Origin of the sequence: Variovorax sp. CAN15 (assembly GCF_030462475.1) — a bacterium.
Lineage (GTDB): Bacteria > Pseudomonadota > Gammaproteobacteria > Burkholderiales > Burkholderiaceae_C > Variovorax.
The window spans coordinates 1-12,439 of sequence record NZ_JASMRZ010000017.1; the positions used below are offsets into that span (position 1 = coordinate 1).

Annotated in this window: 14 protein-coding genes and 1 pseudogene; 2 read left to right on the forward strand and 13 right to left on the reverse strand. The window is 69.5% G+C overall.

Annotated features, from left to right (window positions below):
* Nucleotides 1-114 precede the first annotated feature (114 nt).
* A complete protein-coding gene (gene malQ / locus QMO14_RS13885) occupies nt 115-981 on the forward strand; it encodes a 4-alpha-glucanotransferase (RefSeq protein WP_301507867.1) in 867 nt (288 codons plus the stop codon).
* Here malQ and QMO14_RS13890 read toward each other — a convergent pair.
* The 7 genes and pseudogenes from QMO14_RS13890 to QMO14_RS13920 all read right to left on the reverse strand — a co-directional run.
* Nucleotides 968-1,393: pseudogene (locus QMO14_RS13890) on the reverse strand (LysE family translocator); the annotation flags it as partial. The gene malQ and the pseudogene QMO14_RS13890 sit on opposite strands and share 14 nt — an antisense overlap.
* A gap of 55 nt (nt 1,394-1,448) precedes the next feature.
* Nucleotides 1,449-1,850: a GFA family protein gene (locus tag QMO14_RS13895; RefSeq protein WP_301507791.1), complete on the reverse strand. Its 402-nt coding sequence runs from the start codon at nt 1,848-1,850 to the stop codon at nt 1,449-1,451.
* Between the two features lie 95 nt (nt 1,851-1,945).
* A complete protein-coding gene (locus tag QMO14_RS13900) occupies nt 1,946-2,632 on the reverse strand; it encodes a class I SAM-dependent methyltransferase (protein WP_301507792.1) in 687 nt (228 codons plus the stop codon).
* Nucleotides 2,633-2,688: 56 nt separating this feature from the next.
* Nucleotides 2,689-2,970 (reverse strand): DUF2277 domain-containing protein, encoded by a 282-nt coding sequence (locus QMO14_RS13905; protein ID WP_301507793.1) that lies wholly within the window; start codon nt 2,968-2,970, stop codon nt 2,689-2,691.
* 31 nt (nt 2,971-3,001) lie between these two features.
* The gene (locus tag QMO14_RS13910; RefSeq protein WP_301507794.1) at nt 3,002-3,493 is read right to left on the reverse strand and encodes a GNAT family N-acetyltransferase; all 492 of its coding nucleotides are present in this window, start codon (nt 3,491-3,493) and stop codon (nt 3,002-3,004) included.
* Entirely contained in the window at nt 3,490-4,116 is a 627-nt protein-coding gene (locus QMO14_RS13915) for a GNAT family N-acetyltransferase (RefSeq protein ID WP_301507795.1), read from the reverse strand. Before QMO14_RS13915 ends, QMO14_RS13910 begins: the two co-directional genes overlap by 4 nt.
* Nucleotides 4,113-4,580 carry a MerR family transcriptional regulator gene (locus QMO14_RS13920; protein WP_301507796.1) on the reverse strand — a complete coding sequence of 156 codons (468 nt, stop codon included), beginning with the start codon at nt 4,578-4,580 and terminating at the stop codon, nt 4,113-4,115. Before QMO14_RS13920 ends, QMO14_RS13915 begins: the two co-directional genes overlap by 4 nt.
* Nucleotides 4,581-4,650: 70 nt before the next feature.
* On the opposite strand from QMO14_RS13920, the gene QMO14_RS13925 reads away from it, so the two are divergent.
* Nucleotides 4,651-5,922, forward strand: a complete 1,272-nt coding sequence (locus QMO14_RS13925) for an NADH:flavin oxidoreductase/NADH oxidase family protein (RefSeq protein WP_301507868.1) — start codon at nt 4,651-4,653, stop codon at nt 5,920-5,922.
* Nucleotides 5,923-5,957: 35 nt separating this feature from the next.
* Here the strand turns inward: QMO14_RS13925 and QMO14_RS13930 are convergent, their stop codons facing one another.
* From QMO14_RS13930 to QMO14_RS13955, 6 genes are all read right to left on the reverse strand, one after another.
* Entirely contained in the window at nt 5,958-7,334 is a 1,377-nt protein-coding gene (locus QMO14_RS13930) for an amidase (RefSeq protein ID WP_301507869.1), read from the reverse strand.
* Nucleotides 7,335-7,342: 8 nt separating this feature from the next.
* Nucleotides 7,343-8,077 carry a DUF2848 domain-containing protein gene (locus tag QMO14_RS13935; protein ID WP_301507797.1) on the reverse strand — a complete coding sequence of 245 codons (735 nt, stop codon included), beginning with the start codon at nt 8,075-8,077 and terminating at the stop codon, nt 7,343-7,345.
* Nucleotides 8,078-8,080: 3 nt separating this feature from the next.
* Nucleotides 8,081-9,409 (reverse strand): MFS transporter, encoded by a 1,329-nt coding sequence (locus tag QMO14_RS13940; protein ID WP_301507798.1) that lies wholly within the window; start codon nt 9,407-9,409, stop codon nt 8,081-8,083.
* Nucleotides 9,410-9,474: 65 nt separating this feature from the next.
* Complete coding sequence (locus QMO14_RS13945; protein WP_301507799.1) at nt 9,475-10,155, reverse strand: DUF4286 family protein; 681 nt, start codon at nt 10,153-10,155, stop codon at nt 9,475-9,477.
* Between the two features lie 144 nt (nt 10,156-10,299).
* Entirely contained in the window at nt 10,300-11,217 is a 918-nt protein-coding gene (locus QMO14_RS13950) for a LysR family transcriptional regulator (RefSeq protein WP_301507800.1), read from the reverse strand.
* 54 nt (nt 11,218-11,271) lie between these two features.
* Entirely contained in the window at nt 11,272-12,417 is a 1,146-nt protein-coding gene (locus QMO14_RS13955) for a serine hydrolase (RefSeq protein WP_301507801.1), read from the reverse strand.
* Between the last annotated feature and the right edge of the window lie 22 nt (nt 12,418-12,439).

Below are 12,439 nucleotides of genomic sequence, written 5' to 3' on the forward strand. Positions count from 1 at the left end.
CACCGAGATGCGGCGCACCGAGATGCGGCGCGCGAGCGCACCCTGCATATTCCCGTCGCGCTCGAAGCCGGCTACTACAGGCTGTGCGTCGATGGCCTGCCCGGAGAGACGCTGGTGCTGGCCACGCCGGGGCATTGCTACCGCCCGCCCGCCGTGCGGGACGCAGGCCGCGTGTGGGGCGTGGCGGTTCAGCTGTACGGCCTGCGCTCGCCGCGCAACTGGGGCATAGGCGACTTCGGCGATCTGGAGGACCTGGCGGTGGGGCTGGCCGGGCAGGGCGCCGACCTGATCGGGCTCAACCCGCTGCATGCGCTGTTCACAGGCACGCCGACGCATGCCAGCCCCTACAGCCCTTCGTCGCGGCAGCAGCTCAACGTGCTCTACATCGATGTCGAGGCTGTCGAAGGTTCTTCGGACTGTGCGGCCGCGCGAGAAAGAGTCGGTTCGCCGGAATTCCAGCAGCGCCTGGCCATGCTGCGCGCCGCGCCGCTCGTCGACTACGCCGGCGTGGCCGCGGCGAAGCTCGAAGTGCTCGAACTGCTGTTCGCCCACTTCTGCGAACACCACCTGCCGCGGGAACGCGAGCCGGACGAAGTAGGCAAGGCGTTCCTCGGCTTCATCGCGGAGCGTGGCGAGGCGTTGAGGCGGCACGCGGTGTTCGAGGCGCTGCGGGCGCATTTCCTTTCCACGGACGAGGGCTCGGGAGACTGGCATTCATGGCCGGCCGCATGGCGCGACCCGGATTCCGCCGAGGTCGCCGCGTTCGAGCGGGTGCACGCGGGGCGGGTGCGCTTTCACCAGTACCTGCAGTGGGTGGCCGACCGGCAGTTCTCACGCGTCGCAGCACGCTGCCGCGCGCTCGGAATGGGCGTGGGTCTCTACACGGACCTGGCCGTCTCGGTCGATCGAGCGGGCTCCGATGCCTGGTCTTTCCAGGAAGGCTTCGCCGAAAACGCCAGCATCGGTGCGCCGCCGGATTGATGAACTGCGGCAGGAAGGCCACGAAGAACACGATGCCCTTGGGGTTCAGCGCGGTCACCAGGTAGGTGTTGGCGAACAGGCGCAGGCGCGAGGCGGGCGCGGCCGGCGTGGCGATCGCGGCCGATGTGATGCCCGCGCGCAGCAGCTTGATGCCCAGATACAGCAGGTACAGCCCGCCCACCCACTTCACCACCGTGAACCAGAAGGCCGAGGTGGCGAGCAGCGCGCCCAGCCCCAGCAGCGACACCACCAGCGCGGTGGAGTCGCCCAGCGCCACGGCCGCCACCAGCGGCAGGTTGGCGCGCCTGCCGTGCGACATCGAATAGCTGATCACCGTGAGGATGGTCGGCCCGGGAATGACCAGCATGAGGGCGGAGGCCGCGACGAAGGCGAGCCAGAGTTCGATGGACATGTACTTGTCTCCAGAAGAAGGTGAAGAGGGGGCTTGCGGGAAGCGATTTGCTTCGTCAGTTGCCGATGGCCGTGCGCGCGACGTGCCAGTTGCCGCGGTGTCCGTCGACATAGCTGATCGGCGAGCTGGCAAGGTCGTCGAGATCCACGTCGTCCAGGCAGGTCACGTTCACGCCATAGGCGCTTTCGCCGGTCTGGGGCGAATGGCCCACGCCGAAGGCGCGCACGCTGCAATGCCTGCAGACGATGTAGTGGCTGTTGCGGGTGTCGAGCATCTGCTCGCTGAGTTCGGACTCGCCTTCGATCAGCCGGAAGGCATCGGTCGCGACGATGGCGGGCCAGAAGCGGGTCTGGGTGCAGATCGAGCAGTTGCAGCGCAGCGTGCCGAGGCTGAGGTCGATGTCGGCCTCGAATCTCACGGCGCCGCAGTGGCAGCCGCCTGTGTAGGTCTTTTTCATGTGCTCGGACTTCGCATGGTGGTGCTGGCGAGCACCATATCAAAGGCCGGTCGGCGGCGCTGCGCTGTGGTCATGGCCCGCCATTCGCTGCCGGTTCAGGCGCGGGCGACCCAGCCCCGGAACGTGAAGCCCGTGAAGAAGAGGCGGATGTCCTTGAACCCCGCTTCGCGCAGCACGGCCTCGTCCTGCGCAGGCGAGAGGATCGACAGCTCCTTCTGGACCTTCTCCCGTGCCGCAGCCGCCTTGTGCGGATCGGCGCCCGAGGAGACAAGGAAGGCCGCGTAGCGCGACATCCAGAGATCGCGCTCGCCTTCGCCGTCTTCCACGCTGAGATGCGCCGCGACGAATGGGGCACCCGGCTTCAGCCGACGATGGATCTCGCGGGCCGTCGGCAGCCGCTGGTCCGTCGGCACGAAGTGGAAGGTCAGCAGGCAGGTCGCGCCATCGAAGGGACCGGCCGGCGCGTCCTGCACGTAGCCTTCGTGCAGCGTCACGCGCGACATCAGCGGGCCCAGCCTCTGCGACGCGAGCTCCAGCATCGGGCCACTCGGGTCGATCCCGTCGAGGGTCCATCCGGGGTTGGCCCGCGCGAGGTCTTCCACTTCCAGGCCGCCGCCGGCGCCGACCACCAGCACACGGCCATCGCTGGGCACGTGTTCCTCGAGAAGGATGCGAGTCATCGGCAGGAGCCCGCTGTATCCGGGCACGTCGCGCTTCGGGCCTTCGGCGTATTTGGCGACTGCGTCGGAGGTGCTGAAGGCGCTGTGGGGTGTGTTGCTCATCCGAAGATGATGGCATGCGAGCACGCAGCCATCGGCCCCAGGGGGGCAAGGCGCGGTCAGGCGGCGGAGCCGTTGCCGAAGCGCAGCGCCGAGCGGGCCCTGGCGCGCTCGGCTTCGATGGCGCGATCGCGCGGCTCCGCCGTCGTCACCAGCGAGTCGATCAGCCGCGCCGCCGTGGCCGCCACTTCATCGACCGCGCGATTGAATGCTGCCTCGTTGGCCTTCGAGGGCACGTTGAAGCCGCTGAGCTTGCGCACGAACTGCAGCGCGGCGGCGCGGATCTCCTGCTCGGTGGCGGGCGGCTCGAAGTTGTAGAGGGTCTTGATGCTGCGGCACATGGGCGCTCTCCAGTCGACGACGCCGTCCAGTCTAGCGAAGGAGGGCCATCGCGTGAGAGTCGTGGTAGACGCCATCGATGCGCGTGGTGTGGCGCAGCAGACCCTCGTGCTCGAAGTCGAGCCGTTCGTAGAGCGCCCTGGCATTGGCGTTGTCGGTGCGCACCGAAAGCTCGATGCGCGTCAGCCCGCGTGCCCACGACTTGTCGATCGCGGCCTGCAGCAGCTGCCTGCCCAGGCCCCGGCCGCGTGCTTCGGGCAGCAGCGCGATGCCGAGGACGCCGACGTGGGCGCGCGAGTGGCCGAACACCGGCGATACGTCGCACCATCCGATCACCCGCTCGCCGTCGAGCGCAACGAAGTGCGGAAAGCCGCCGGCGATCAGGCCGCTGTAGAACTCGATCGACTGCGCCAGCGGCGGCGCCTGCGTCAGCGCGAGGTACTTCTGCTCGCGCGCAACCACGTCGAGCGCCCGGTGCAAGCTTTCGAAATGGGGCTCGGCCGTGGGCTCGACAGTGCAGCTCATCCCCTGGGTTCCTCCATGGTTGCGCCAAGCCGTGTTTCGAGGTTCCGCCTCACCTCCGTCCACTCGTCATCGATGATGCTGAAGCGCACCGAATTGCGCTTGCGGCCGTCCGGCATGATGCGTTCGTTGCGCACGATGCCTTCCTGCTTCGCGCCCAGCCGCAATATGGCGGCGCGCGACTTGGCATTGATCTCGTCGGTGGTGAGCTGCACGCGCACGCACTGCAGTTCCTCGAACGCATAGCGCAGCATCAGCAGCTTGGCCTCGGTGTTGACGAAGGTCTTCTGCCACGAGGCCGAGATCCAGGTGCTGCCGATCTCCAGCTTGCGGTTGATGCGGTCGATCTTCCAGAAGCGCGTGGAGCCGATGACCTTGCCCGTCTCGCGCAGCACCGTGGCGAAGGGCATCACCGTGCCGGCTTCGCGGCCCGCCAGCGCATTGCCGATGTAGGCGCCGACCGTTTCCGCGGAAGGCACGACGGTGAACGGCAGGTTCCAGAGTTCGCCGTCGGAGGCCGCCTCCACGAGTGCCGCCGCGTCGCAGGCGAGCAGCGGGCGAAGCAGAAGACGGGGGCCGGTGAGCGATGGTTGCGCGGATGGTATGGGCGGGATCGGTTGGTTCATGAGGCGGCCCGCCGCGCACCCGACGCACGCCCCTGCACCGCCCGCGCGGGCATGGTTGGGGGCGCGGGCTTCGTCGAGATATTCCTTGCCAGCGCCTTCGCCTCGACGCAGTCGCCCGCGGCCCAGCTGCGGCGCAGCGTCTCCCGGAGATCGCGAAGTTCGCGGCGCTGCAGCCGCAGCGTGGACATGAGCTTGTCGATCTCGGCGAGCCGGACGTCGAGGTTGCGCATCAGCTCGTCCTTCCTGAATCCTTCGGCGCTTGCGAAGACGGTCCCGAGGGCGTCGAGGGAGAAGCCGAGCGACTGCGAGACCTGGATCAGCCGGAGCCGGTCGATCGCATCGTTCGAGTAGCTTCGGTAGCCGTTGCTGCCGCGCTGCGCGGCCGGCAGCAGTCCGCTCTTTTCGTAGAACCGTATGGCGGACGTGGCCACGCCCGTCGCGGCGGCGAGTTCACCGATTTTCATGACGCTTGACCTTGAAGTTGACTTCAAACTTAGCATTCTTCCCCTCGTGATTACAGAAGGCCAGCACAAGGTGAAAAGTCCACTCTTCTCCAGCTTGACCCTGCCCAATGGCAGCGTCGTTCCCAATCGCATCGCCAAGGCGGCCATGGAAGAGAACATGGCGGCGGCCGGGCAGGTGCCCGGCCCCGCCATCTTCGGGCTCTACCGGGCGTGGGCGAACGGCGGTGCCGGCTTGCTCATCACCGGCAACGTGATGATCGACGGCAGGGCGTTGACGGGTCCGGGCGGGGTCGTGCTCGACGCCGCAACCCCCATCGAGCCGTTCATCGAATGGGCCAGGGTCGCGCGCAGCCGCGGGGCGCAGGCATGGATGCAGATCAACCATCCGGGCCGGCAGGTGCGCGCCAACATGGGCGAGGAGGCGTGGGCACCGTCCGCGGTCGCGCTCGATCTCGGCAAGCACAGCAAGCTGTTTGCCAGTCCCAAGGCCATGAGCGAGGCCGAGGTCGTCGAGACCATTGCCCGCTTCGCCGACACCGCGGTGGCGGCGGAGCGCGCGGGCTTCACCGGCGTTGAGATCCACGCGGCGCATGGCTACCTGATCTCGCAGTTCCTGTCGCCGCTGACCAACCGGCGCGAAGACCGCTGGGGCGGGGAGCTCGCCAACCGTGCGCGCTTGCTGCTCGAGGTCGTGAAGTCGGTCCGCGCGCGCGTCTCGCCGGGGTTCTGCGTCGCCGTGAAGCTCAACTCGGCGGACTTTCAACGTGGCGGATTCTCGGAAGACGATGCGCGGCAAGTCATCGGCTGGCTGAATGGCCTGTCCGTCGACCTGGTCGAGCTGTCGGGTGGCAGCTACGAGAGCCCCGCGATGCAGGGCTCCACCGCCGATGGCCGCACGCTGGAGCGCGAGGCCTACTTTCTCGAGTTCGCGTCGAAGCTCGCGGCCGTGGCGAAGATGCCGCTGATGACGACGGGCGGCATCCGCAGCATGGCCGTGGCAGAAAAGGTCATCGCGGGCGGCGTGGCCATTGCCGGCATGGCCACCGCGCTCGCGCTCGTGCCCGACCTGCCGGCACAGTGGCTGGCAGGCAGGCACCCGCCGAGCAGCACCGCCCCCGTGCGCTGGAAGGACAAGACCATGGCCGCGCTCGCGACGATGTCAATGGTCAAGCGCCGGCTCTGGGCGCTCGGCTCGGGGCAAACGAGGCCGCGGACCTATTCGCCGCTCGTCAGCACGGTCCTGATCCTCGCCAGGACATGGCGGCTCACGCAGCGCTACCGGCAATGGCGCTCGGGAAAGGCCGATCGGCCTCCGGTCGATCCGGCCGGCAGGACGGCATGAGCGCGAAGCGGCGAACGCCCGCCCGGCGGCGTTCTTCAACCGTTCAGGCCCGCAAGCCCTAGGCCTGGCGCCTGCAGGGCGGCCTCCGCCGCCAGCGCCACAGAGGCCAGCCGCGCATCGTCGCCGCGCACCGACGCCAGCATCAGCCCCACCGGCAGTTCGCCCGCCTCATGGCAGGGCAGGCTGAAGGCGCAGCCGTCGAGCAGGTTGATCGCAAAGGTGTTGCGCAGCAACAGGCCGTTGGCCCTGAAGAAGGCCGCGTCTTCCGCCAGTGCGTCGATGGGCGGCGCGACGATGGGCACGGTCGGGCACACCAGCGCGTCGAAGCCTTCGATGGCGCGGCCGACTCGGCCGAWCCAGTCGCGGCGGCGGTCCTGCATGGCGATGTAGTCGGCGGCGCGCACTTCGGTGCCCAGCGCGATGCGGGCGGCCACGCGCGAGTCGAATCCGTCGCGCTTCGCGGCGAAGCGCTCGCGGTGCACGGCGGCGGCCTCGACGGGCGAGAAGCCGCCGGGTGCGTTGACGGTCGCGATCTCGGCGAGCTCGGCCAGGGTGATGTCCACGACTTGCGCGCCCGCCGCCGAAAGCGCCTGCAGCGCGCGGTCGAAGGCGCGCGCCACGGCGGGCTCGATGTCGTCGAACATCAGCGTGCGCGGCACGGCCAGACGCATGCCCTGCAGCGGACGGCGGCGCACCGCGAGCGGCGCGTCGGCAATGGCGGCATCGGCGATCAGGCAGTCTTCCACGCTGCGCGCCATGGCGCACACCGTGTCGAGCGAGCGCGCCAGCTCGAAGGCGCCCGTGCGCGGCACGCGCGACTGCGTGCTCTTGAAGCCAACCAGCCCGCACAGTGCGGCGGGAATGCGGATGGAGCCGCCCGTGTCCGAGCCCAGCCCCGCCACCGCGAGCCCGAGCGCCACCGACACCGCCGCGCCGGACGACGAGCCGCCCGGAATGCGCGCAGTCTGCGCATCGGCCGGGTTGTGCGGCGTGCCGTAGTGCGGGTTGATGCCCACGCCGGAGAACGCGAACTCGGTCATGTTGGTCTTGCCGACGATGGCCGCGCCTTGCGCGCGCAGCCGCGCCACGGCGGTCGCGTCGTGCTCGGCAGGCGCTTCGCCCGCGCAGACGGCGGAGCCCGCCATGGTGGTTTCGCCGGCCACGTCGTAGAGGTCCTTCACCGACACCGGCAGGCCGGCGAGCGGTGCCGTCTCGATGCCGGCCTTGCGCGCCGCATCGGCATGGCGCGCGGCGGCGCGGGCCGCGTCGGCGTAGGTGCGCGTGAAGACGTGCCGCGCGGCAGGCTGTCCGGCCGCCGTGAGCACTTCGTCGATCAGCGCTTCGTGCGAGAGCTCGCCGCGCGCGATGCGCCCGCGCAGCGCCGCGATGGTGTTGCCGTTCTTCATCGTCATCGTCATCGTCATGCCACCACCGGCAGTGCTTCCACCGCATAGCGATGCACGATGCGGCGCCGCAGCTTCGGGTCGTGCAGTTCGATTTCCATCTGCGTCGCGGGCCGGATGCCTTCGCCCTTGGCGTTGGGCAGCGCGCCCAGCGTGCCACAGGTCATGAAGAGTCCTTCGGGCGCGGCGCTCGCGCCGGGCATGCCGTCGCGCAGGCCGGCCAGCGGTCGGATCGATGCGAGCGTGCCGCGCTGGTAGTCGACCCAGCGGCCGTCCTCCAGGATGCGCGAGCGCAGTTCCAGCGTGTCCTGGTGCGCCTGCACGTCGCGCCAGCGCCATGCGGCCTCGGCCACGGGCTTGGCGCACATCTGCTTCGACACCGCGACCGAGTAGCTCTCGACTTGCCGGTCGGTGTGGTCCGAGGCCACGCTCAGCCACCACTCGCCTTGCGAGAAGAACAGCACCGGCTCGGCCTCGCCGGAGCTCTGGTCGCCCAGCGCCTCGATGGCGCTCGATTGCGTCAGCAGCTGGGCCGCCACGCGGTAGTACAGCGGCACGCTCGAAGGGCGCGGCACGCCGAGCTCGGCCAGTTCCTCGATGTGGTGTTCGATGGCGGCGATGTCGCGTCCGGTCCAGCCCGCCACCACCAGCGCGCGCGGCGCGACCAGGTGCACGGCGGTGGAACGCGTACCGTCGTCGGCGATGCTTTCGCAGGCGAAACGCAGCCGCGAACTCGTGTTGCTCGTCGTCATCGATCAGCTCTCCAGCGGGCGCTTGGCGGTTTCGCGCGCCACCAACAGGGCGATCAGCGTCACGCCCAGCGCGGCCATCACGTAGAACGACACGGCCATCGTGCTGCCCCACGACTTGAACAGGCTCGCGATGATCAGCGGCGCGAAGCCGCCGCCCACGATGCCGGCCAGCGTGTAGGCCAGCGAGGCGCCCGCGTAGCGCACGCGGCCGGGGAACTGCTCGGTGACGAAGGCGGCCTGCGGGCCGTACATCATCGCGTGGATCAGGAGGCCCACCACCACCGCCGCGCAGATGGCGACCGGGTGCGCGCTGTCCATCAGCACGAAGAAAACGAAGGCCCAGACCATGCCCAGAAGCGCGCCGGCGATGTAGACCGGCCGGCGGCCGATGCGGTCGGAGAGGCTGCCGAACCATGGCACCGCGATCGCATTGCATGCGGCGCCGATCATCGTGGCGGTGAGCGCCAGCGGGCGCGACAGGTGCAGCACGGTGGTCACGTAGGTCAGCGTGAACACCACCACCAGCGCATACAGCACGTCGGAGCCGATGCGCGAGCCGCCGGCCACCAGCAGGCGGCGCCAGTGCTGCGTGAGCACTTCCTTGATGGGCGTCTTGGCGGTGGCCTTCTTCTCTTCCATTTCGCGGAAGACGGGCGTTTCGTCCACGCCCCGGCGCAGCCACAGGCCGAACAGCACCAGCGCCACGCTGGAGATGAAGGGAATGCGCCAGCCCCAGCTCTGGAAGTCTTCAGGGCTCAGCCATGCCGACACCGCGGCAATGAAGCCGGTGCCGATCAGCGTGCCGCACGAGGGGCCCACCTGCGTGAACGAGGCGTTGCGGCCGCGCTCGTCGGGCTTGCCGTGCTCCATCGACAGCAGCACCGCGCCGGCCCATTCGCCGCCGAGCGCCACGCCCTGCACGAAGCGCAGCGCCACCAGCGCGGCGGGCGCCCAGATGCCCCAGCTCGCGTAGGTGGGCAGCAGGCCCATCAGGCCGGTGGAGACGCCCATGATGACCAGCGTGGCCACCAGCACGAAGCGCCGGCCCAGCCGGTCGCCGAGGTGGCCGAACACCACGCCGCCCAGCGGGCGCGAGATGTAGCCGACCGCGTAGGTCGAGAACGCGAGGATGGTGCCGGTCAGCGGATCGAACGAGGGGAAGAACACCGCGTTGAAGACCAGTGCCGCCATGATGTTGTAGACGGTGAAGTCGTACCACTCCAGCGTGGTGCCGATGGAGCTGGCCATGGCCAGCCGGCCCATCTTGGCGGAGGCCGGCGCAGCCTGCCCGGATGCCGCGGAGCCCGCGGCGGGAAGAACATGTTCGGTCATTGGAATGCCTTTGTTCGGTGGGGAGGTGAGAGGAGAAGAGAAGAGGGGGACGGGCGGTTGCCGTGTCAGGCCAGCTCGGCCGCGTTCAGCTTCCAGCCGAGTGCGAGCAGCCAGCCGCCGGCGGGATCGGCGTCGAATGCGGCTGCGGCCGTGGCGCGCGCCGCGCGGGCGGCGGCTTCGCTGCTGGTCTCGATGACCAGCAGCGGCTGCAGCACGCGGCCTTCGGTGGATTCGCGCGGCAGCGGCGAGCTGAGCGCAACGTCGGGCACGAGCAGGTACGACTGCACGAAGCCTGCCTGTTCCTTGCGCAGTTGCGCGCCGACGTTGGCGGCGGCTGCCACCTGGGCCTCGGCATCGGCGGCTGCTGTCAGGGGCAGCACGAGCACGTGGCTGCCGCTGCCGAAGCCGGTGACGGCGCGAACCGCGCACACGCGGCGCATCGGCTGGCGCATGCGGTCGAGGTTGGCGACGGACCATGGCGTCTGCTTCTCGAACGCGGCGCGGTAGCCGGGCGAGCCGAACACCGCCAGCGATTCGGTGCGGTACAGCCCCAGGTACTTGCGGCCGCCTTCGAGCGAGAAATAGCGCGCGCCCGAGAGAAAGCCGGGAATGCGCACGCGCTCTTCCACGTGCTCCTGGTCGTACCAGCGGTTGAAGTCGGCTTCGTGGGCGGGGTCGACGTCGGAGGCGACGAACAGCAGGCCGTTCACTGCTGCTGCGGAAGAAGAGGAGTCAGGTGTGTTCATGGCGGCGGAAAAGGAGGCGGGCCTTCGAAAAATGAAGGCGCGATCTTCCGTCGCAGGGTCGAACTGTCACAAACGAGTTTTTCTGGGCGACAGCCACAAGAATTACTGGCCCCTTTTCGGGGCCCGGATGCGCCAATCCGAGGGTTAACCCTCTGTGGTCGTGCTCCAGGTTGGTGCGACGGCCGAGGTGGTGAACTGGTCGGAGGCCCGGCAGGCCAGTTCGGCCACGAGCCGGATGGCGTCGGAGTCGGCGGCTTCCAGGTGACTCACCACGATGCGCTGCGGTGAGATGAGCGCGTCGCACTCGATGATCTTCACGTCGCCGATGGCCACGTACTCGTAGCAGGGCGGCAGCGGCACCAGCGCGTTGCCGAATCCCGCCTTCACCAGCCGCGCCAGCGCCGAGATCGAGCTCACGCAGTGCACCTTGCCCAGCGGAATGCCCGCCGCGCGGAACAGATTCTTCAGCGCCTCGTGCGGCTGCGAACCCGGGCTCATCGTCAGCACGGGCTGGCGCAGCAGCTGCTCGACCGTCTGCACCGGCTCCGCGCCGGGCGCGCCGACCCAGCCCATGGGCATCGGCAGGCAGGGCGTGCTCACGATGCCAGCGCCGGCGATGTGGTCGGTCTGCAGCGCGATGTCGAGTGCGCCCTCGCGCAGGCCCCGGTGCAGCGCCAGCGTGGTCTCGGAGGTGAGCTGCACCTCGATGCCCGGATAGGTGGAGCGCAGGTTGGTGAGAAAGCCCAGCAGCCAGGTGTGGACCACGGTCTCGATGGCGCCGATGCGCACCAGCCCGAGGATGTCTTCGCGCGGCCGGCCGAGCGAGACGATCTCGCGGCGCAGCTCGAGCAGGCGTTCGCCGTAGTCCATCAGCCGCACGCCCACAGGCGTGAGCCGCAGCTCGCGCGCGTCGCGTTCGAACAGGCGCGCGCCGATGTCTTCTTCGAGGGAGGCGACGCGGTTGGACACCGCCGCCTGCGTGATGTGGAGCCGGTCGCTCGCCGCCCGGAAGCTGCCCAGCCGCGCGGCCCAGAGGAAGGCTTCTACAAATCTTGTGTTCATGAGGGCACCTGCGGGGCATTCTGCCCGCATCGCGCCCGGGAGAGAACTTGCTTCCTACTTGTGCGTGGGGGCGCAAGGCTGATGGCGCGCGGGCGGTGGAGGTGGGCGCGTGATGTCGTCCACCATCCGCGCGGCCGCCGCCGACGAATTGCTCGCGAGCATCACGGCCGCCTGCTGCTTCGCGGGGTCGAACACCAGCAGCGCGCGGTAGCCGCCGGTCTGGCCGGTGTGGAACCAGGTCCGGTGGCCGGCGTCGCCGCGCATGCGGATGGCGTAGCCCACCTCGTAGGTGCCGTCGTTGCCGAGCGGCGCGAGCGCGCGTTCGGCTGCCGCGCCCAGCGGACCGTTGCGCCCGGCCATGAGCGCGCGCGCGAACACCAGCAGGTCGGCAGCCGTCGAGCGCAGCGCGCCGGCGCCTGCGAGCGCGTCGAAGTCCCAGGGCGTGCGCGGCGTGTCCCGCTCGTAGCCGGGTGCGAGCCGGCTGGCTTCGTCGCCGAGGTGCTGCAGCGTGTCCTTCATGCCCAGCGGCACGGCGATGTTCTCCTGCACCAGCAGCTCCCATGGCTTGCCGTAGCGGTCGGCCAGCAGCTGGCCGAGCAGGCCCAGGCCCAGGCTGCTGTAGGGGCCCTTGCAGGGCGGGGCGTGTTCCAGCCGGAGCGTCGAAAGCCCGGCGAGCAGCTGCGGCCGGTCGGGCCGTGCGAAAGGCTGGCCGCTGGTCAGGCCCGGCGCATCCGGCAGCATTCCCGGCAGGCAGGCGGTGTGGGTGACGAGCTGGCGCAGCGTGATGGCCGCCACCTGCGGCGGCATCGTGGTCTGGCCGGCCAGCAGCTTGCCCAGCGTGTCGTCGAGCGAGAGATCGCCGCGCTCCACCGCCTGCGCCAGCAGCACGCCGGTGAATACCTTGCTGATGGAGCCGATCTCGAAGAGCGGCTGCGCATTCGTCTGCGTGGTCTCGACGATCTGCCCCGGCTGCCCGACGGCGTTGCGCTGCATCGCGAACTGCGTGCGGCCCTCGCGCGAGATGCCGACCACGATGCTGCCCGGCGCGCCGTTCATCACCCGCGCCACGATGGCGGCTGGCGCGGTGGCGAAGCCGATGGGTTCGGCGTGGGTGATGGCGGAAAGAACTGCAATGCAGCAGCCCGCGAGCAGGCGGCTGGGCAGTCGATGAAATGTTGTGTATGAGAGGCGAAGAATCATCCGGTCGGCTCCTTGCTTGGTG

Coding starts and splice junctions, on each gene's coding strand:
- QMO14_RS13895 (WP_301507791.1), bottom strand. CDS start 1,850: ATGAAAAAGACCTACACAGGCGGCTGCCACTGCGGCGCCGTGAGATTC.
- QMO14_RS13900 (WP_301507792.1), bottom strand. CDS start 2,632: ATGAGCAACACACCCCACAGCGCCTTCAGCACCTCCGACGCAGTCGCC.
- QMO14_RS13905 (WP_301507793.1), bottom strand. CDS start 2,970: ATGTGCCGCAGCATCAAGACCCTCTACAACTTCGAGCCGCCCGCCACC.
- QMO14_RS13910 (WP_301507794.1), bottom strand. CDS start 3,493: ATGAGCTGCACTGTCGAGCCCACGGCCGAGCCCCATTTCGAAAGCTTG.
- QMO14_RS13915 (WP_301507795.1), bottom strand. CDS start 4,116: ATGAACCAACCGATCCCGCCCATACCATCCGCGCAACCATCGCTCACC.
- QMO14_RS13920 (WP_301507796.1), bottom strand. CDS start 4,580: ATGAAAATCGGTGAACTCGCCGCCGCGACGGGCGTGGCCACGTCCGCC.
- QMO14_RS13935 (WP_301507797.1), bottom strand. CDS start 8,077: ATGACGACGAGCAACACGAGTTCGCGGCTGCGTTTCGCCTGCGAAAGC.
- QMO14_RS13940 (WP_301507798.1), bottom strand. CDS start 9,409: ATGACCGAACATGTTCTTCCCGCCGCGGGCTCCGCGGCATCCGGGCAG.
- QMO14_RS13945 (WP_301507799.1), bottom strand. CDS start 10,155: ATGAACACACCTGACTCCTCTTCTTCCGCAGCAGCAGTGAACGGCCTG.
- QMO14_RS13950 (WP_301507800.1), bottom strand. CDS start 11,217: ATGAACACAAGATTTGTAGAAGCCTTCCTCTGGGCCGCGCGGCTGGGC.
- QMO14_RS13955 (WP_301507801.1), bottom strand. CDS start 12,417: ATGATTCTTCGCCTCTCATACACAACATTTCATCGACTGCCCAGCCGC.